This is a genomic window from Longimycelium tulufanense, from assembly GCF_014645795.1.
Classification (GTDB): Bacteria; Actinomycetota; Actinomycetes; order Mycobacteriales; family Pseudonocardiaceae; genus Longimycelium; species Longimycelium tulufanense.
Map to the genome: position 1 here is coordinate 15,418 of NZ_BMMK01000038.1, position 18,878 is coordinate 34,295.

19 protein-coding genes are annotated in these 18,878 nt (G+C 66.8%); 7 read left to right on the forward strand and 12 right to left on the reverse strand.

The genetic code is table 11. The annotated features are described in order from the left end of the window. Positions 1-6: 6 nt before the first annotated feature. The 6 genes from IEY55_RS26550 to IEY55_RS26575 all read right to left on the reverse strand — a co-directional run bounded on the left by IEY55_RS26550 (position 7) and on the right by IEY55_RS26575 (position 6,268). Complete coding sequence (locus IEY55_RS26550) at positions 7-1,131, reverse strand: phage minor capsid protein (protein WP_189061296.1); 1,125 nt, start codon at positions 1,129-1,131, stop codon at positions 7-9. Between the two features lie 3 nt (positions 1,132-1,134). Beyond that, the gene (locus IEY55_RS26555; RefSeq protein ID WP_189061297.1) at positions 1,135-2,766 is read right to left on the reverse strand and encodes a phage portal protein; all 1,632 of its coding nucleotides are present in this window, start codon (positions 2,764-2,766) and stop codon (positions 1,135-1,137) included. A gap of 279 nt (positions 2,767-3,045) precedes the next feature. Beyond that, positions 3,046-3,159: a hypothetical protein gene (locus tag IEY55_RS33295; protein WP_505735183.1), complete on the reverse strand. Its 114-nt coding sequence runs from the start codon at positions 3,157-3,159 to the stop codon at positions 3,046-3,048. Positions 3,160-3,274: 115 nt separating this feature from the next. Then, entirely contained in the window at positions 3,275-4,570 is a 1,296-nt protein-coding gene (locus tag IEY55_RS26565; protein WP_189061298.1) for a PBSX family phage terminase large subunit, read from the reverse strand. Next, positions 4,548-5,027 carry a hypothetical protein gene (locus IEY55_RS26570; RefSeq protein WP_189061299.1) on the reverse strand — a complete coding sequence of 160 codons (480 nt, stop codon included), beginning with the start codon at positions 5,025-5,027 and terminating at the stop codon, positions 4,548-4,550. Before IEY55_RS26570 ends, IEY55_RS26565 begins: the two co-directional genes overlap by 23 nt. Positions 5,028-5,035: 8 nt before the next feature. Next, positions 5,036-6,268, reverse strand: coding sequence for a DNA modification methylase (locus IEY55_RS26575; protein ID WP_189061300.1), 1,233 nt, complete (start codon positions 6,266-6,268; stop codon positions 5,036-5,038). 129 nt (positions 6,269-6,397) lie between these two features. On the opposite strand from IEY55_RS26575, the gene IEY55_RS26580 reads away from it, so the two are divergent. From IEY55_RS26580 to IEY55_RS26590, 3 genes are all read left to right on the forward strand, one after another. Further along, a complete protein-coding gene (locus IEY55_RS26580) occupies positions 6,398-6,766 on the forward strand; it encodes a hypothetical protein (RefSeq protein ID WP_189061301.1) in 369 nt (122 codons plus the stop codon). Positions 6,767-7,252: 486 nt separating this feature from the next. After that, positions 7,253-7,435, forward strand: a complete 183-nt coding sequence (locus tag IEY55_RS26585; protein ID WP_189061302.1) for a hypothetical protein — start codon at positions 7,253-7,255, stop codon at positions 7,433-7,435. A 10-nt stretch (positions 7,436-7,445) separates the two neighbouring features. Beyond that, positions 7,446-8,030, forward strand: a complete 585-nt coding sequence (locus IEY55_RS26590; RefSeq protein ID WP_229686781.1) for a DUF4429 domain-containing protein — start codon at positions 7,446-7,448, stop codon at positions 8,028-8,030. 174 nt (positions 8,031-8,204) lie between these two features. Here IEY55_RS26590 and IEY55_RS26595 read toward each other — a convergent pair whose 3' ends face one another. The 3 genes from IEY55_RS26595 to IEY55_RS26605 all read right to left on the reverse strand — a co-directional run bounded on the left by IEY55_RS26595 (position 8,205) and on the right by IEY55_RS26605 (position 9,674). Continuing rightward, positions 8,205-9,029 (reverse strand): hypothetical protein, encoded by an 825-nt coding sequence (locus IEY55_RS26595; protein WP_189061303.1) that lies wholly within the window; start codon positions 9,027-9,029, stop codon positions 8,205-8,207. A gap of 67 nt (positions 9,030-9,096) precedes the next feature. After that, the gene (locus IEY55_RS26600) at positions 9,097-9,348 is read right to left on the reverse strand and encodes a hypothetical protein (protein WP_189061304.1); all 252 of its coding nucleotides are present in this window, start codon (positions 9,346-9,348) and stop codon (positions 9,097-9,099) included. Between the two features lie 71 nt (positions 9,349-9,419). Further along, positions 9,420-9,674 (reverse strand): hypothetical protein, encoded by a 255-nt coding sequence (locus IEY55_RS26605; protein ID WP_189061305.1) that lies wholly within the window; start codon positions 9,672-9,674, stop codon positions 9,420-9,422. 768 nt (positions 9,675-10,442) lie between these two features. Here IEY55_RS26605 and IEY55_RS26610 point away from each other — a divergent pair. Together IEY55_RS26610 and IEY55_RS26615 are read left to right on the forward strand one after the other, a co-directional pair. Then, complete coding sequence (locus IEY55_RS26610; protein WP_189061306.1) at positions 10,443-13,595, forward strand: hypothetical protein; 3,153 nt, start codon at positions 10,443-10,445, stop codon at positions 13,593-13,595. A gap of 13 nt (positions 13,596-13,608) precedes the next feature. Then, positions 13,609-15,468, forward strand: a complete 1,860-nt coding sequence (locus IEY55_RS26615) for a pre-toxin TG domain-containing protein (RefSeq protein ID WP_189061307.1) — start codon at positions 13,609-13,611, stop codon at positions 15,466-15,468. Between the two features lie 91 nt (positions 15,469-15,559). Here IEY55_RS26615 and IEY55_RS26620 read toward each other — a convergent pair whose 3' ends face one another. The 3 genes from IEY55_RS26620 to IEY55_RS26630 all read right to left on the reverse strand — a co-directional run bounded on the left by IEY55_RS26620 (position 15,560) and on the right by IEY55_RS26630 (position 16,914). Then, positions 15,560-16,165: a DUF3558 domain-containing protein gene (locus IEY55_RS26620; RefSeq protein ID WP_189061308.1), complete on the reverse strand. Its 606-nt coding sequence runs from the start codon at positions 16,163-16,165 to the stop codon at positions 15,560-15,562. Between the two features lie 8 nt (positions 16,166-16,173). Then, positions 16,174-16,539 (reverse strand): PE domain-containing protein, encoded by a 366-nt coding sequence (locus IEY55_RS26625; protein ID WP_189061309.1) that lies wholly within the window; start codon positions 16,537-16,539, stop codon positions 16,174-16,176. A gap of 156 nt (positions 16,540-16,695) precedes the next feature. After that, a complete protein-coding gene (locus IEY55_RS26630) occupies positions 16,696-16,914 on the reverse strand; it encodes a hypothetical protein (protein ID WP_189061310.1) in 219 nt (72 codons plus the stop codon). 330 nt (positions 16,915-17,244) lie between these two features. Here IEY55_RS26630 and IEY55_RS26635 point away from each other — a divergent pair, with 330 nt between their 5' ends. Continuing rightward, complete coding sequence (locus IEY55_RS26635) at positions 17,245-17,526, forward strand: hypothetical protein (RefSeq protein WP_189061311.1); 282 nt, start codon at positions 17,245-17,247, stop codon at positions 17,524-17,526. A gap of 85 nt (positions 17,527-17,611) precedes the next feature. Further along, complete coding sequence (locus tag IEY55_RS26640; RefSeq protein ID WP_189061312.1) at positions 17,612-18,868, forward strand: hypothetical protein; 1,257 nt, start codon at positions 17,612-17,614, stop codon at positions 18,866-18,868. The last annotated feature ends 10 nt before the right edge of the window (positions 18,869-18,878 follow it).

The window sequence follows — 18,878 nt, forward strand, 5'->3', positions numbered from 1 at the left end:
CACGGGTCAGCGGGCGAGACCGACCTGTTCGCGGTGCCGCTGCCGGTGCAGGCCGGTCGCCTCGACGTGCACCCGAATCTGGGTCTGCAGCGCGCGCACTTGCGCCTCGTGCCGCCGCTTCGCGGTGGGGTTGAGGGCGGCGGCCGCCTTCAGCTTGGCCTCCCGGACCTTCCGCTCGAGCGCACGGAGCCGCTGCCGTGCCTTGTCGCCCTCGGGGTCGGCGGTGTGTGTCGGCGCCTTCGTCACCCCGGGCAGGTAGGCGGACAGCGAGTGCCGGCAGTTCGGGTGCAGCAACCCCGACCGGACGCCTTCGGCCACGGTGCCAGCAACCTCGACCCGAATTGTGCGGTCCTGTGTGGTGTGCTCAACCTGGATCGTGCGGCGTCCGTCCGGCCCGTTGCGGGACAACACCCTGCCTTCCCAGTCGCGACAGCGCCGGCACTCTTGCGGCGCGTTGGACACGATGACGAGATCGAGCCCAGCCCCACCGAGCCGATCCAGATGTCCCTGCACCGCGGCCTGCGCGGTCGCGGTACGAGTCGCCATCTCCACATAGGACGCCAGTTCCCAGCGCCGGCCGGCGCGGTCGACGAAACCCGTGATACCACGGGAGAGCAGCCGGTCCCAGGCACGTTGTGCGGTGCGCAGCCGAGACTCGGTGCCCATGAGGGTGCCGGTGGCGACGGTCTCGGCGATCACCTGCCGGTAGGCATCGAGCTGCCAGCGCAGGATGCGCACGTGGGTGCCCTGCAGCGTGGACGACAGAGACCATGCCAGGCGTTGGATCGCCTCCGTACCCGGGAGCGCCTCCCGAATCTCGCCGAGTTCGCGGGCGGTGCCGCCGGCGAGCCGGCCAAGTTCGTCGAGCGCGGCCTGCCCGCCCCGGTGGTAGGCCAACGCGATGGCCTGCTCGACCTCGTCGCGCATTTCCGAGTCGAGCAGTTGCACGAACCGTTCCGCGAAGCTGCGCAGCAGCCCGATCTGGGCGAGCTTCTGCCCGGCCCAATCCGGGGCGTCGAGCCCGTCGGCCAGCCGCCGCCCCAGTTCGAGGGCGAGCATGCTTTGCGCGGTGGTGTAGATGCGCACGAGATGGGTGGCGAGGTCTTCGGCGAGGCTGCGGTCGACGGGCATGGCTTACCCCCGGTCGCTGGGCACGTCCACGTGCTCGTCGGGCTGCTCGTCGTCCCCGCCCTGCCCCTCGCCTGCTGGCTCGTCCGGTTTCTCAGCGATGCCACGGAACAGATCGGGCTCAACCACGGCGCGGCCGGTGTCGTCGCGGATGCGCTTGACCTCCGCGCGCACCTGGTCGGCGTCCCAGTCCGGGTGCAGCATTTCCACCCGGGTCTGAAGCGAGGCGGCCTCCGCTGCGGTGAGGAGCTGGAGCGTGCGCGCCATTGACTCCGGGTCCTGCGAAACGGAGTCGGCGAACTCGATGTTCGGCCGCTGCGGCTCGACCTCCGCGCCGAACACGGCGCGGTCAACGGCGAGCAGGGTGTCGATCGTCTCGGCGAGCGCGGCCCGCCAGTAGAGGATCTTCCGTGCTCGGGTGACCATGCTTTGGCGTTCCCGGGCGGTGACCTCGGTGGCGGTGACGGCCACGTCCGAGCTGAGCCCGAAGCTTTGGACGGAGTAGCCGGCGGACTGGACGATGCGGGACATCAACTCTATCGCGGTTCTGCTGTGCTCCTCATGACGGATCGCGAACTGTGCCAGCGTGATCTGCTGGCCGGTGCCGTTGGGCAACTGGTTGAGCGCGGCGTAGACCTCGCGGTCGGCGTCCCATGTTGCCGGTTGGCCGGGCCCGTTGGACTGGAGGTAGACGGAGGGCAGCAGGATGCGCCCCTTGGCCAAACGGATATCGCGGAGCCAGCTCGAGTAGACCTCGTCGAGGGCGTCGAGAAACGGTTCGAGGCTGGCGTAGTCGCTGCGGCCGAGCCGGGTGGCGGCCGGGATCGTGCGCCAGGTCCGGTTGGGGCGCATGTTCGGTACGTACACCGCAGTCAACCCGGGATTACCGGTGTCGATCACGTTCCCGTCGCTGAGGGACTCGGCGAGGCCTGTGGTCTCCGGGTACTCGGTGAGCGGGACCCGCCGGCCGAGCCGTTCCCGGGTGCCGACGTAGACGCCGTGCAGGATGCGGCCCCGCTCGTGCCGCTCCAGATGCCGCACCACCTCGGTGCCGCCGTCGTCGGCCAGCACACGCCAGAACGTCACTGCTGTGAGCCGACCGGCCCACGACCACTCCGGTACGGCGGCGTCCGCGTGCACCGGGGACAGCCACGGCCGGTCGGCGAGGTCACGATCCCAGCAGACGCGCAGGTAGACGCCGCCGAGACCGGCGCAGACGTCCGCGGCTTCGAGCAGCGTGGCGTGCAGGCCCTCCTCGACGTGCTCCAGCAGCCGGTCCTGCGTGGCCATATCGTCCACCGTGAACGTCGGGGGTTCGGAGAACAGCAAGTCCGCGCTCTTCGCCGCGATGTCCCCAGCCAACGGCACGTGCAACTTCGTGCGCCGCTCGCCGAGCGGGGTGGGCTGGCCCCAGAACCAGCGGGCCAACCGGCCCACCACGCCGCCCCGATACTGCGAGGGGTGGTTGACCAGCCGGGCCCGCGACGTCGAATCGAAGCGCAGACCGGACGACTCGCCGTAGAGGGTTTCGAGTTCGTCCGGGTCCCCGCCATACCAGGCCGACCAAGCGGCCAACCGGTCGAACACGGGCGCAAGCTGTGGGGGCGGCCACGGCGTGTCGCCATCCGGGAGGGGCATGTCGGTACTCCTCCCTATAGTGCGCGGCATGACGAATGTGACCGGCGTAGCGAGCTTCAGGAACATCGAGAGTCGCGGCATTCGGCCTGGTCGGCGTGTCGCGCACTCGCAGCGCGTGCCGGAACGGCCCTATCACGCGGTCGAGGAAGGCGAGGCTGGCTGGGCGGAGGCACTCTGCGGGGAGCCGGTGACTCGGGTTCCTGAGCTGCCCTTCGATCCCGGGCGGATTGGGGGGTCGTGCCGGCGTTGTGTGGAGCTTGCGGAAACCTGACGGCATCCCTACTCGCGGTCGAGCCTCACGATGCGAGTCGAGCAGCCGTGTCCGTGGACCGCCTCGGCGTCGGCCAGGCTGGGCCAGTTCACGGTGGATGGGCGGTCGCCGCGCCATCGGATGGTGGCGTGCCGTCCGGCTAGGGCACGCTGTCGGCAACCCTCTCGATCCCAGACGTACCGGTCACGTCGACGTTCCGGTGGAGGTAGAAGTGACGCGGGTCCGCGCTGTTCTCGGTCACGCCGCCTCCTGGAGTTGGTGGCGCCAGACGGCTTCGGTGGTGTGGATTGCGTAGCGCATGGCGTCGAGGCTGTGGTCCTCGACCTTGATCGGGGTGTCTTCGCCGCGTTGGGCTTTGTCCGGGTCCCAGCAGTAGCTGGGCAGTTCGTTGAGCAGCCCGGTACAGCGGCGGTGGATCAGTAGCCGGCGCGTTGCCAGGAGGGAGGACACGGTGCGGATGCCGTCGAGCACCGCGTTGTCGGCTGGCGTCGGTGTGAGTCCGTCGCGGTAGAGCTGCTGCACGAAGCTCGCCGCGCTCGGGTCGACCACGGTCCACTCCGGTCGGATGCCCCGTGCCCCGGGGACGTGGGGGTGTTCGAGTCCGGCGAGCCAGCCGCGGAGCCGCTCGGAGTATTCGGTGTCGGTGAGGGAACGGCGCTGGAGCTTGGAGTCCCACCGCCATTCGTGCGTCAGGTACAGCCGCGAGTGCCTGTTCGCATCACGGCCGAGGCCGAGCAACACGGCGGCGAAGGGCGCGGTCGTGCCGTAGTCGACGCCGAGCGCAATCCACCGGTGAATGGGCGGAAGCAGGTCGACAACGTGCCGGGCCGGGTCGAACATGTCGAAGACCGCGCCCTCGGCCAAGCACCACTCGCCGGTGATGTACCGGCGGGCCCACAAGCCGGTGTACTGGGCGTGCAGGTCGGCGGTATAGGCGGGTGCCAGGCTCGGGTTATCGGCCAGCGTAAAGTGCCAGCAGATCATGTTGACCTCGGCCGCCCGCAGGATGAACTCTGTGCGCAGCCAATGTGCCGGGCCGTCGGGGTTGGTGGTGCCGAGCAGCCGCGCCCCGTCGACACGCAACCGCGACAACAACATCATCCAGAATGAGTAGGGGATCAGGGTGACCTCGTCGACGTAGGCGAGGGCGACGGTGGCACCCCGAATGCGGCCTTCGGCACGGGCGTCGCTGGCGCCGATGAGGTGTACCTGGCGGCCGAGGATGGTCGCGGTGGTCGCGCCGGTGGTGTGGTGGACGTGCTTGGCGAGTGCACCGAACAGTTCGGGTGTCTGCAGCGGCGTGAGGATGTTGCGCTCGATCGTCTGCAAGGTGCGGCCCACGATGACGACCAGGCCGGTACGGGGTGCGGCGGCCAAGGCGATGAGGAACGCGATCAATGAGGCGATCGTCTTGCCGGAGGAGACCGCACCGGACCAGAGCGCGAGTTTGGCGTGCTGGGACTCCACGATGGACCGGATCTGTTTCGGGCTGACGGTTCTGGTGATCCGGTCAAGGCTGAGTGCGGTCGTCATGGGTACCGCCGCCCTCGAGCTGGTGGTAGGCGGCCTGCAGGCCGTCGGCGAGTGCGCCGATCATGCTGCGGGCCTCCTCGGTGCCGCTGTCGGCGACCTTGTCCAAGCCGAGGTACTTCGCCCGCCGGTCCATGATTTTCAGGACGCGGTCGACGGTGCCGAGATCACCGGCGCGGGCCTGTCGCCACAGGCCGAGCAGCATGGCGTCGAGGCGTTCGAGTTCGAGGGTGAGGACCTCGCGGGCCGGCTCCAGCGTGAGTTCGGCTAGGGCCGCTATGACTGACTCCCGGGCGCGGCTCTTGCTGGAAAAGCCAAGACGCTCGGCGATCTGGTCGTAGGTAGCGCCTGCCTTTCTCAGTTCGAGGGCTTGGCGGCGCTTCTCGGCGGCCTTGATGCGGCGTAGGGAAGCGGTGTTCTCCCCGCGGCCTCGTCCTGTTCGGGGTGAAATGTCCGTCACCCCCTATTCTAACGGGTAACGGTGGTGGTGAAGTCGTGCGGTGCACCTTCGCGGGTGGGTACGACACCGGTGTGCTCCTGGTAGCGCCGGCAGATGACATCCGCGTAGGTCAAGTCCAACTCGATGAGTGCAGCGTGGCGACCTGTGGCGTGACAGGCGATCAACGTTGACCCCGATCCGCCGAAGGGATCGATGACGAGCTGACCCGGTTCGCTGGAGTTCTGGATATGCTTGGTGATCAGCTCGACCGGTTTCATCGTCGGGTGATCCTTCGATGCTTTCGGGCGAGCAACTTCGAACACGGTGTCCTGCTTGCGGTCTGGAAGTCGATGGTGAGCTGAGCCGGGCGTCCACCCGTAGTAGATGGGTTCATGTCTGTAGTGATAGTCCGATCGCCCCAGAACAAAGTGGTCTTTGACCCAGATCAGGTTCTGCCGTAGCACGCCCAGCTCGGCGAGAACCGTGGCGAAGTGGATGGACAGCGGTCCCGCTGGGGCCGCTACATACCAGACCGCGCCCTCTCGACTGCTGGTCAACGCAATGCCGAGCACACCTCGAAGGAGAGCTTCGAGGTCTTCCGCTTCAAGGTCGTCGTTCTCGATCCGTAGGGCGTCGCTGGTCTTGCCGACGTAGGAGACGCCGTAGGGCGGGTCGGTCCACATCATGTCTGCGTTGTCGTTTCCGAGCAGGCGATCCCAGACAAGGGGGTCGGTTGCGTCACCGACAGCGAGTCGGTGCGGGCCCAGGTGCCACAGGTCACCGGGCTTGGTCACCGTGTCGTGGCAACGCTGGGGGACGTCGTCGGGATCGGTGAGCATGGCAGGCGATTCCTCAACGGCTAGCGCCTTCTCGAGCGCGTCGAGATCGCCTGGGTCGTATCCCGTGCCGTCGAGATCGGGCAGGTCAGCGAGGAGCTCCAGTAGGATTCGGTCGTCGTAGCCACCAAGGTCAGCGGTCCGGTTGTCGGCGAGGTTGATCCTGGCTGCGGTGTCGTCGTCGACGTCGATCACGACGGCGGCGATTGTGGCCCATTCGAGTTGTCGGGCCGCGAGGTAGGTGTGGTTGCCGGCCAGGATTTCGTTGCGGCGACCGGTCTTAGTGCCGTTGTTGACGACGATGGGCCGGTACTGACCGAGTTTGGTGAGGCTCGCGGCGATGGCGGCGACGTTTCCGCGTCGTGGGTTGCGGTGGTAGATGGCGAGGGCGGCGAGGGGGAGGTGTTTGGTGTGGAGGGTGTCCACTGTCTTCGGTTCCTCCTCCCGGGTGCGTTGGCGTCTTCTGGGTGAATGTCCTGGTCAGGGCTTGTATCGGTGGTCGACCAGACCCCATACTTAGTACCAAGAAAGAGAACAACGAACGGAGTGGTACCGATGACCGACACCCTCACGCAGGCCGACTACCTCCGGTTCATCATCACCTCGGCCCAGAAGGAGTACGACGCGGCCAAGACCGCATTCGCGGACAAGATGGCCACCTCCCCGCAGGAGGCGATCGAGTGGTACGGCCACAAGGTCGTGCACGCCGAGACCATGCTGACCCTGCTCAAGCAAATCGACACCGCAGGTGCGGAGGCTGCGGCGAGGAACGCCCTGAACCTCATGGCCAAGACCCTGGCGCACACCTGCGCCTATGACCGGGCACTCACCCAGACTCGGGCCGATGCGGCTCGCGAGTTCCTGCGCACCTACCGCGAATTCCTGGAGGACATTTCGGCCAAGGAGCTCCTGAACGCCTTGTAAGGACGCCAACCCCAAGGGGCCGCGACGGAATCGCGGCCCCTTCGGTCGTGCAGGTGTAGTGGTCTAACTTTGTTCGCGTTGGCAGGACATCAATACCGGAGGAGCGTCGTGGCAGCCAGGATGACTGCTGCTCTGCGTGCCGCCTACGTCGAGCGCGCCGCCGTCAACCCGACCGTGCCACCCCTCGACGTACCCTGGGGTCTCGGTGAGATCGCTGCGTATCTCGACGTCGCGGTGGAGTCGGTGCGGACCTATCGACGGCGGGCGCGTGCCAATCGGGAGGCGGGTACCCCGAAGCCGGGCGACTTGCCAGAGCCAGACGGGTGGACCGGTCGGGGGCGTGGTCCGTGGTGGTGGCCGGCGACCATCATTCGATGGGACGCTTACGACCGTCCCGGGCAGGGTACGGGCGGTGGCCGGCCGGCTCACAGGACCTAGCGCTTGACGGTCGAACGGCGACGGTGAGTGACCGTACGATCACGTGCTATGGCGAGGCGGTTGCGTGTCCTACCAGCCCCGGTGATCGAGGAGCCCGACGAGGTACTCACGCTCGGGGATCTGTTCGAGGATCTGCGCTATCAGGTGTCTCTCGGTGAACGTGAGGCTGTGTGTCTCCGGCTGTCGTGTCTGGCCGAGGAGTATGCGGACACGCCGCTGCCTGGTCGGTAGGTCTCGGGTTGTGCTCCGTGGTGATACCCCGACCGGCGAGCACATGATCTCGGTAGAGTGCGCGCTCCAGCGATCGGCGAGGAGGTCCGGTCGCTGTTCGGATGTGAGGAGGTTTGCCGTGTCCCAGCCGGCTCAGCCGATGGAAGTCAAAGGCCACAACGGCACAGTCGTGTTCGACGGCCAGTTCGTGAGCATCGAGAGAAAGGGCTTCCTGGCCCGGATCTCTACGGGGAAGGGCTCGAAGCGTATCCCGGTGAAGTCGCTGACGGCGGTGCACTTCAAGCCGGCGGGGCCGTTGATGAACGGCTACATCGAGTTCGTGTTCTCCGGCGCGGAGGAGACAAAGTCCGGGTTCGGTACTGCCACCATCGACGCGGCCAAGAACGAGAACGCCGTGCTGTTCACCAGGGGCCAGCTGCCGGTGTTCGAGGCGCTGCGGGATGCGGTGGAGGCGGCGATGGTGGCTCCCGCCCCGACCGCTTCCGCCGGGTCGGTGAGTACAGCCGATGAGCTGGCAAAGCTGGCGGAACAGCACAAGCAGGGCGTGCTGAGCGATGAGGACTTCGCGGCGGCGAAGGCACGGCTGCTGGGCTGAGATACCGGTGTCCCGGGGGCGTGCGGGTTGATCCCGCACCAGCTGCGCCTATTCGCACGCTTCCCGCGGCTGCCGTGGGATCAGCAGACCTGCGTACTTGGTACGGGATTGCGGACTACTCGCACAGGTGTGCGATTCAAGTGGACTGTACGTCGCTACCCGGGCTCTGCGCAATCATGCTGCGGTGAGTGCGTCAGGCCCGAGGAAGACCCGGAGGACGTCGCCGACGCGGTAGGAGCGGCGCCGATGGACGTCGACGGTGGCGGGTTTGAGGACGCCGGCTTTGGCGCGGCGTTGGATGTCGTCGACGCTGATCTCGATGCCGAGTCGGGCGAGCGAGGTGGAGATGTCCGCTGCGGTGATGGTGCGGTTGGCCAGAGCGCGGAGCATCGCGGCGCGTCGGGTGTGGACGTCGTGCTCGTCGCCGCAAGTGTCGCAGGTGCCGGTGTCGGCGCGGCGCCGGGCGTAGACGACGCCGGGGCATCCGTGGCGGCCGGCGATGTCCCCGCAGCGGCCGAGGTAGATCCGGGTGTCGACGGCATGGTCGATGACCCGGCGCGCCAGGTGCGCGGCTGAGGTGATCTCATCGTGCAACTCGGCCGCGGCCGGGTGTATCGCGAGCAGGTTGGGAAACTGGGCGAGCCACGCTGCGGCGGCCTCGACGCTGTCGGCGGTGAACGTCAGGTGGGGGTTGGTTTCGGCGACGTCGCGGGCCCAGGTCGTGATGGTGTTGGTGAGGACGTAGCGGGCTTCGGCGGCACCGGGGTGGTAGGGGAGCGGGGTGTCGGCGTTACGGCTGCGAACCCCGGAGCGGCCGGCGGTGGTCTTCGCGAGGCGGGCCAGGGTGGTGTCCAGCTCGGCGATGAGTGACGGCTGGCCGTCGGGGTGGTGTTTGGCGATGTCGCGGAGGTCGGCGACGAGACGGTCTCGGCACCCGGGACACAGGTGAGCGCCGGGGGCGGGGCGCCCGCAGTGGGGGACGACGCAGGCGGCGGTCATGCGGCGAGTATGCACTGTGGTCGACGATTCTTCGGCTATCCACCCTCGTCGGCGATTCTTGTTGGGCTCAGGGTGTGTCGTGGGTGCGGCCCAGGATGTAGTCGGCGACCCCGTTCGCGGCGAAACGCACATCGTGGCCGACCGTGTCGAGACTGCGCGAGACGGCGTCCAGGAGCTCCGCGACGGCGTAGCCCACGTACTCGCTGAGGGGATGGTCGGGCTGGCGGTAGCGTGCGAGGTCGGTGGCCTCCCGAAGTCGTGTGGCGGCGTCGCGGAGGCGTTGGGCGTCCTCTCGGTCGCGCCAGGAGCGGGTCGTCACGTGCCCAAGGGTGGAGGGTGTCGGATGGTGCGGCATCTCGGCGTCTGTCCCCGAGTCGCACGCGCCAGCGGCTATTCCGGGGTGGCGCTCCTGAGTACTTCGGTGACGTTGCGCCGGTCGATGCCGGCGGCGTCGGCGAGGTGCTGACCGGTGGCGCCGGCGCGCCTGGCATCCAGCATGGCCTTGTTGCGTTGCGCGCGGACCGCGGCGACGCGGGCCTCCAGGTCGGCGAGTTCGTCGGCGAGTACTCGGACCCGGGCGAGTTCGCGTTCCGGTCGGGGGCTGGGCTTGGGGCACACGGTGGGTTCCTGGCTTTTCCTCGACACTGCCGACCTTGACGGCCGGGAACCCAGGACCCGCACGGCCACAACTACGCCGTCCGCGTGTTCACCACAGCCCGACGGCGTGGTGTCTGGGGAACGGGGGACTGGTGAGACCACCCCCGCCGGCCATACCATCGTGGAACGCGGGACACGCAGCGACACGACGTTCTCCTGGGCAACGGCGCCCAAGGTTGTTCTGCGGGTTCACCGTGCCCGGATCGTCTGACTAATGGGGCCGGTGCCGGGACAGGCCCCGCGCCATACCGGCGGCGCACGCCACCGCGATGGCTCCCCCTCGTCGGGGAGGGCCGTTGCTTCGTCCAAATTGGCGAACGGTCGCCGTGGGAGAGCACGTCCCGGCGGCTGTCGTCACCCCCGATAGCGTTGGAAAGGACGGGCCACCGCCATGAGACGATTCGAAGACCCGCCTCCTGTCCACGGCCGCCGCCATCCTCCTCGGCGGGCTGCTGGGCGCCGCCGCACCCGATCACGCCGCCGGCAGAGGCCAATCTCGAATGCAGGTTCAACGCCGACATTGCTGTCGAGTTGAACGGTGGCGGAAACAGCACCCGGGTCAGTGGCACCGGGGTGGGATGCAAGTCCCCAGCAACTCTGCACTGAACCTGTGGTCGGTGAACGTCCAAGTGGACACCAGGCAGGAGGTGCTGGTTGGCGACGCGGCTGTTCACCGACGAGCAGCAAGCGTGCTCAAGGGGTCGCCTGGTTCACTCACGTCGCCTGGTTCACTCACGTGGAGAGGGGTGGGGGTCCATGGAGGATCTCTTCCGTCTTGTTCTCGTTCGTCCCGCCGTTGCTCAGGATCCAGGCAATCTGAGCATCGTCCTCAAGCAAGATTCCGACTACCAAGAAGCGCTGCGCGTCGCGATCCGCGACGGCAGGGGGCGTGACGGTCTGGAAGAGGTCAGCACTGCCTATGTCGTCGGTGAGGAGTTCCTCGGCGACCCGGCAGCCCATCCGCTGCATCGCCAGCTGGCCGACCTGGATGCCCGACTCGGGCAGCTGGCCGCCGATCAACATGTCAGACCGCAGCATGTGACGAATGCGGTCCGTGCAGCCTTCGACGCCACGCCGTCGCAAGTGGTGGCCAGCGAGGAGTTCAAGCAAGCACGGACCCGGCTGCGGGACAGCGTGGTCGCCATCAAGCTGCTTCAGCGGGAGCACTCGCGGCCGATCGAACAACTCGCCGGCCAGCTGCGCACCATGGAAGTCATCGTACGCGCTGCCGAGGATTCCGAGTTCCCCGCCAATGCTGAGCATCTGCGCCGGGCATGGAAGCGGTCGTTGCAGCTTCCGATGGACCTGGGCCTGCGGTCGAGGTTGTCCACTCGCGAGGCCAGGGCGGAACAGGCCCGGTTCCGTGAGCAGGCCCTGGCGGAGCGGCAGCGCCGCATAGCGGAACTGCTGACCAGGCATGAACAGCTTCGCAGCGCGATCGCCGAGCTCGCTACTCTGCCGGCCAAGCACTTTCGGGTTTCCCCGCAAGTGGCGAGCGGCGCGATCGCACCACCTGCATCGCTTGAATTGGTCAACGCGGTCAGTAATTTCGGCAGGTACGCCGACACTGTGCGAGCGCTGAATATCAAGCAACTACAACAGACGACCGGCGGGACCACGGACGGCGTGGACCGGAGCGCCTCCGAGTCGGGCGCAGTCGAAGGCGCCTCCGAACCCGCGACCGGCGAAGCCGGACCCGACGGGGTGACAGCTCTGGCCACGGCGCTGGTGAAGACCGGACCCGCGGTACTCGGCGGCCGATCGGCATTCACTGTGCCGGACATCACCGAGGTCGGGTTCGTGTTGGATCCTGGCGTGACCCAGGTGCTGTCGAGGCAAACCCAGCAACTGCTCACCGAGCGCCGCCTCGAACCGACCCAGATGCCGCTTGACCGGATCACTGGTGAGCTAGAGCGCGAGCTGGTCACCACGGTCGAGGAGCTGGAGCGGATCGCCGGTCACCCGGAGAAGCGGTCGATCCGATTCATCGGAGACACGACGGTCATCACGAAAACGCCCATCACCAAAGGGTGGGGCGAGCTGGGCACTGGAGGCTTCGTTGGCTTGCCTGATTTTGTCCTGCCTGGAAGCATCCCGCGGACCAAGGGCGCGGTCGCGCCGGCCGGCGTAGCCGACCTCCTGCTGGTGAAGCAACAGCTTGTCCGGTACGAAGGCGCCGATGTAGCGCACATCGAGAACGTCCTGAAGGGCGAGGGCAAACTGCGCGAGCATGTCCGCCGGGAGGAGACCGAGGTCGTCACCGTCGAGGAGACCGAGGTTTCGACGTCAGAGGAACACGAGCTGGAGACCGCCGACCGGTTCGAGATGACCCGAGAGAGCAGCCAGACCATCAAGGAGGACATCGCCTTCAAGGCCGGACTCCAGGTGTCGGGGAAGTACGGCCCGGTGGTGGAGTTCTCTGCCTCGGCAGAAGGATCGTACTCTCGAAGCAAAGAGGAAGCCACCAAATCCGCGACCACCTTCTCGCAGGACATCACCGAACGGACCGCCCGAAAGATTGCCGAGCGCCGCCTCACCCGGGTGACGACCCGAACCACCACCGAAACCACCGACACCAACAAGCACGAGCTGAACAACGTCGGTGGCGATGAGCACATCGCCGGGGTTTATCAATGGGTCAACAAGGTGTACCAGGCCCAGATGTTCAACTACGGCGTGCGGGCGATGTTCGACTTCATGGTTCCCCAGCCCGCGGCATTCCTCATCGCGACGATGCAGCAGGCGCACACACAGGCGACCACACTCACCAAACCCGCCGCGTTCACCCTCACGCCGACGCAGATCAACGAGAGCAACTACGCCTACTGGGTGAAGGTGACGGAGGCGACCGGGGTCGAGCCGCCTCCCGAGCTGTACCGGACCAAGTCAGCAGAGTTCAAGGCTGGCGGCGGCGAGGAAAAGCAGAACTACAACCACGCCGGTCAGATCACCATCGACGAGGGCTACCGTGCGGTGTACGGCTCCGTCGGCGCCCTGCGGAACATCTGGAAAGATGACGCCACGGTCGACCTGGTGCTGGGCCGCCGGACGCACCGGATGAGGGAAGGCGACTGGCGGTGGACCACCACGCTCGACGACGAACGGGACTCGATCCCCTACGCCCTCGATACGTTCCACTGCTCGCAGGTCGCGGTGGCGATCGAAGTCAAGACTCAACGCACCAGCCGGGCGATGGACAAGTGGCGGCTGGACACGCACGCCAAACTCACCGAGGCACACCAACGTCAGGTGGCCGACTATGAGGAGAAGCTGGCGCAGCTGGAGCTGGAATCCGGTGTCGCGATCCGCGGTCGGAACCCGGCGGCGAATCAGGCGCTCATCAGGGCGGAGCTGAAGAAGAACTGCATCAGCATCATCACCGACCAGCATTTCGACCTGTTCGACGCGATCAACACCTCGCCGACCAATGGGCTACCGCAGATCGACGTCTCCGAGGCGGAGATTGAAGGGTCGTACGTCCGATTCTTCGAGCAGGCCTTCGAGTGGGAGCACATGTCCTGGGTGACGTATCCGTACTTCTGGGGGCAGAAGTCGCAGTGGGATGAGGCGATTGGCTACGCCGACCCCGATCCGCTGTTCGAGGAGTTCCTGAAGGCAGGCTACTGCCGGGTCACCGTGCCGGCGAGGCTAGGCTTCGAAGGCGCGATCGACCATTTCCTCACCTTCGGAGAGATCTGGAACGGCGGCCCGCTGCCGCCGATCTCCAGCCCGCTCTACCTGCCGATCGCCGACGAGCTCGCTGAGCGACTTGACCGACCCGGCGACGAAGTCCCGCAAGGGAATCCGTGGCCGGTTCGGGTGCCGACGTCATTGGTGAAGCTGCGGGCCGACGACAAGCTGCCGCGCTGGAAGCAAAACGACGATGGAGAGTGGGTCGAAGAAGACTGACGAGGAGTAGGCCGTGGGCACCATCGCACCGTACAAGGCCATACTCGCCCAGCAGGAGGCAAAGTTCCGCAAACTCCTCCTCGGCGGCAAGGAGAGCGCCTTCGGCCTCGCCCTGCAGCGGACGGTCATCGACATCCTGCGCTCCGAGCTAGCTCACCCGAAATCAGTACTGGTGTGGGACTCGATGGGGCCGGACCCGAAGTTCGGCGTCACCGGCCCGCCCCGTTGGGTGCTCTCCGCACAGGAGAAGGCGCACAACCGGATCAGCCCGCACTACATGACGCCGGAACAGCTTGCCCGCAAGTGGGATGAGTATCGGGACCTGCGGCTCGAGATGTTGAAGTGGGGTCAGGTCAAGCCGCGCGTGATCAAGGATAAGCAGCGTGGCATCCAGTACCTCATCCTCGGTGCCGATCCACTGGTGGGCAAGATCATGCGGATCCTGTCCGACGAACTTGACGTCTGGGTCCGCGCACAGCCGAACACCAGGACCCTGGCCACCGACTCGCCTATGGTCGGCTTGGCCAAGATGCTCCACGAGCGGCCAGACCTGAGCATGCTGCTCCGGATCGCCCAGACCCTGCCGCTCGATGTCGAGGTCAGCTCGATCCCGGTGGACCGACCGGCTTTCGTCGAGGCGATCGAACTCGCGGTCGGCCTGATCCCGGTGGTCGGGAACGTGGTCGCGGCCTACGAGGCGTGGGCCGGTGAGGACCTGTTCGGCTACAAGCTCAGCGATGTCGAACGCGGTGTCCTGGCCGCTTCGGTCCTGCTGCCGACCGCGGGTCGTCTGGTCAAGGGCGGTCGCGCGCTCTACACCGAGGCTCGGCTGGTCTCCATGTACGGCAAGGACGCGGCCGCCTGGGCCCGGGCCACCGGGGCCAGCGGGCGCGGCTTGGCCCGTCGCGATGCGCTCGGCGTCGTGGGTCGGGCCGAGCAGACCATTCGCGGCGGTTCGTCGCTCACCGGAACCCTGTTGAAGGAGTCGGCTGACGCGGTGCCCAAGCTCGCCAAGGGCGGCGCGCCGAAGCTGACCACCACGGTGGATCAGGTAACCGCCGATCTGTGGCGCGAGCTGAGCTCGGCTCACACCGTGCTCAGGTCCCTCGACGAGCCAGCCCTGGAACGCATCCTGGCCAAGGGGCCGAACGTCGACCACCTGAAAGGCCAGTTGCTGGAGGAACTCGTCGAGTCCAGACTGGTGCCCTGGCTGTCGACCCGACATGGCGGTTTCGCGCTCGGGATTGCTATCCCGGCAGGGAAGAAGTTGGAATTCATCCCGGGACACTTGATCCGCGACGTCAACGGTCGACAGCTCACCGACGGCATTCTGGCGTACCGCGACAGCGGCAACCTGGTGATCGCCGCTGTCTTCGAGGCCAAGGCCGGCAAGCGGGCGGCCCGCGAACTCAGCCACAGCAAGGGTGGGATCTCCTCGCTCACCAAGGACGAGCTCGCCGAGCTCCGGGCCAACGCCAAGGACGTCTGGCGGGACCTTCGCGACGAGGCGAAGGCGGCCGGGAAGCCCTTCACCAAGAAGCTGGACGACGTGATGAAGGAGTACGCCCTGAGCGAGCGCGGCGGCCAGGTCCGGCGCGACATTGAGCGGCTTGCCGAAGCCACCGCTGGCACGTCCAAGATCCGAGTCGGCAGCCAGGAGATTCCGGTGAGGTTCTCGCCGACGAAGACGAAGTTCTTCGGCGTGGTCCCCCGCGACCTCTCGGCCAAGACCATCAAGACCCTTGAGGGCCAACTGGCCGCGGAGAAGGTGACATACGAGATCCTTGGTCTGGACATCACGGCGAGCACCTTGAAACAGATCGCAGCGAAGCTGAAGGAACCCGCCGCCAAGCTGGCCACGGCCGCCCCCTGACGCGCGGTAACCCTCACCCACGGCTACATGAAACCCGTTCGAACCGTCAGGCCGGTTGACTGGGACGAACAAGCGGCAGGGGCGACGTGCCTCACGCCGTCGTGGTCAGTGTCGCCATGGCTGCCTCGGCGAACTGTCGGGCTGCCTCACACTTTGGCGGCAGCTCGGACGCCTTGCTTCGGATGATCTGAATCGTGCTGAGCAGGTACTGACCGTCGGCGACGTCCACGACAATGCCGCAGTTGGAATCCTTGTAGACGGGATGGTCTGGCAAGGTAGTGGCGAGAGTCGGGAAGCCTTGAATGGGCTGCTGCTCGTCGACTTGTGCGCTCCGGCCGCCCGTACGCCACGCTTCCACGCCCTCGGCCGTCACGGTGGTGATGGTGTAGCTGGCGGCGTTAGTGTTGAAGGTGCACTCCGGTGACTTGTACGTCTTACTGGTACCAGTGTGTGGCTCGCGCTCGAAGCCAAACCGGGCTCGTTGCTGGGGAGTGATGAGTTCGCAGGGGTTCTTGCCGTCGAGCTTGATCTCACGGGGCCGCGTTGGGGTGGTCTTCGGCGTGCTCGTGGTGGTTCGCGGTGCGGGTTCCGTTGGCGTGGTGGTTTGAGGCGTGGCCGTGCCGTTGGATGAGTTCCCGCATCCAGCGAGCAGGGCGATTGCGATGGTGCTTGCCGTGAGCCAGGTGGTTCGACGCATGGTGGTGTTCAGCTCCGCTGCCGGAAGTCGACCGTGTTCGTGTCCTCGACCAAGCCGTAGGTCTTTGCTGCCTGATCCAACGCATCAATCACGGCGGTCAAACGCTGTACGTAGGCGTCGGCGACCTCGATGGCGGTGTCGGCGTTCTCCGAGATGGCCTTGGCGGCGTCCTGGCTGACCGGGTCTGCTCCCTGCGGCCGGGCCTTGAGTCCCTCTGCTTCATTGCGCAGGAAGGTTTGGACCTCGTCGCGAACGTCTTCGAGCTCGCGTTTGAGTTGGAGGACCTTGTCCGGCTGCACCTTCAGCTTGGTTGTGCCTCCACCGCCGTCCGGTAACGCTCCTGCTGCGTCCGGTCCGGCCGCCATGAACGGCATGAGTCGACCCCCCTCGTCACGCGTTCCGGTAGCTCACCGTAGCAAGGGCAGCTTTCCCGGAGGGGCAGCCCTGTGCCCGTTGGGGGGTGATGGCAGTCACTCGGGCTGGCGTATTGCGACGTCGGGCCTATTCCGGTGAACGCGCCTGTGTGGGCGTCACGGAGCCCTGCAGTACGCGTCGTGGCTCCGGTGTCGGGGGAGTTCCAGCTCTACTGCACCGAGTACGTACTGCTCGAGTTCGCGGAGCCGGTGGCGGGTGTCGTTGACGCAGTGGTCGCAGGCGTAGGTGTAGCTGGCGTCCCGGTCGGTGCAGACGAGGCGGATGACGGCCCCTACCTTCGCGTCTCGCTGGCCGGGTGGGGATGGGGATGGCACAGGGGGTGTACCGTCCGTTCGGCCTCTGTATGAGTCGTCCTCGTGGTGCGGTTGTGGACGCAACAATAGGCGGTCGACCCGGGTTTTGTTCGCGTGGCGCATCCGTGTTCGGACGCTGTTTTTCTCTTAGTCTTACAGTTTTGTTGGTAGAGGTGCCGTGTGTCGACTAGTGGGCGCGTTTTGGGATCTTCAACATTGCGCCACCTGGGGGATTTTGTGGCTTTCTTGGTGGGGGATCGATGCAGGTCAGAGACGTGGGAGAATTGGAAAAGGCGCTGGCAGCGTGCTTGCTCCTGTCCAACTCTGGACGCGCTGCGCTTTACTGCATCCATGACTCGACGTGAGGTGAAGAAGCGTTCGGCGAAGCGCATCACGCGTCTTCTTCCCGCGGCCGGACTCAATTCTGACACGGATGCGTTGATGCGGGCGGCGCGCCGCTGCGCGACCGACGCGGACCTGGCCCGAACGGTCCTTCGCCTCATCGTCGTGGAGTTGCGCCGACGCGGATTGAGTGTCCGCCAGGTCGAGGCGGCGACCACTGTTCCGAAGTCGACAGTCCAGCAGTGGGCGCAGGCGACAGCCACCGCTTCGGGGGTGGCTCGCGTGGCGTAGCCGAACAAGGCGACGGGGCCCTCCCGCCAGAGGACCCCGTCGATGCCCTCCAGCCAGCTCGAACCCAACAGGAGGACAGGTTCCTGTGTTTACCCGGCGTCGCCGCCGCGGGAAAGCCCTTCGTGCGGCGGAAACGATCCAGGCGGAGGCCGTCCGTCTGCAGGCCCAGCAACAGGTCGACGAGGACGCGAGGCGTGCTGCGCAGGAACGCGAGCGGTTCGAGCTCGAGGTGCTGGTTCCCCTGCGTCGAGAGGCCGAGGAGGCCGAAGAGCAGCGCACCGAAGCACGCAAGGGCAAGAAGCGCAGCGGTCGCCGTGAACGGGCGCAACGCTGGTTCGACGCGGCAGCCCATTCCTGGAATGCGTTGCTCGACAACCACTTGGCGCATCTGCTCGTCGGCTTTTCTGTCGCTGTCGCGTGGGTTGGCCAGTACCGGTGGCTGCACGACGGCCTCAACCTGTGGCTTGTGGTCGCCGCGATGGGCGCCACCGTGCTGGAGGTCGCGTTCACGGTGGCCCAACGCATCGTGCGTGAGGCCGCGAAGTTCCATGACCCCGCTTGGATCGCGCGAGGTGTCATGTGGTCGGTGACCGGGCTGGCAGCGCACAACTTGGCCGTGCACGTGAACCCGCTCATGGGTGCGTTCTCCATCCTCGGTCCGGCGCTGTGGGAGTTGCACCAGTGGTGGCAGCGGCGGAAGGCTCGGTATGCCCGGGGTGAGTTGACTCCGAGGCCGCGGTTCCGGTGGGACGAGCGTCGCTACTTCAGGGACGAGGTTGCGCTCGCGCAGCGGTTGGCCGTTCGCTATGGCATCGCCGAGCCGCGGGTGGCACTGGCGTGGGCCCGGGCCGAGCTGGCCGAGTCCGAGACCCGTGACCACGCTGCGGAGCTGCGCGCTGCACTGGAGCGCTTCTCCCGTGTCGTCACGGCTGCCGCTGCAGCGAACCGTGACCTCGTTTCGGCCCGGCCGGCCGACTCGCTGGTGACCGTGCCGCAGGCCCTTGTCGCGGCCGAGGTCGCGCCTCCCCAGGGGAAGACGACGCCGCCGTCGGTGATCCGGCCAGAGGATGCGGAATCCCAGCAACCGGCCGACGAGCCGAAGCAGTCGAAGCCGGCTGAGGAGCGCCCGACCAACGTGCGCCCGCTGCGCCGGCCTGCCGGTGGCGGCAAGCGGGAACAGGGGCGCGTCTGGTTCCTGCAGCAGGTCGCCGAGGGACGTGACCCCGAGGACATCTCCGCCGCCGAGGTCGACCGGGCCATCGGAGCGAGCGGTTACAGCAAGAAGTTCATCGCCGACTGGCGCTCCGCGGCCCGGCAGGCCGAGCACGTCGTCGGCGAGTGAGGAGCTACAC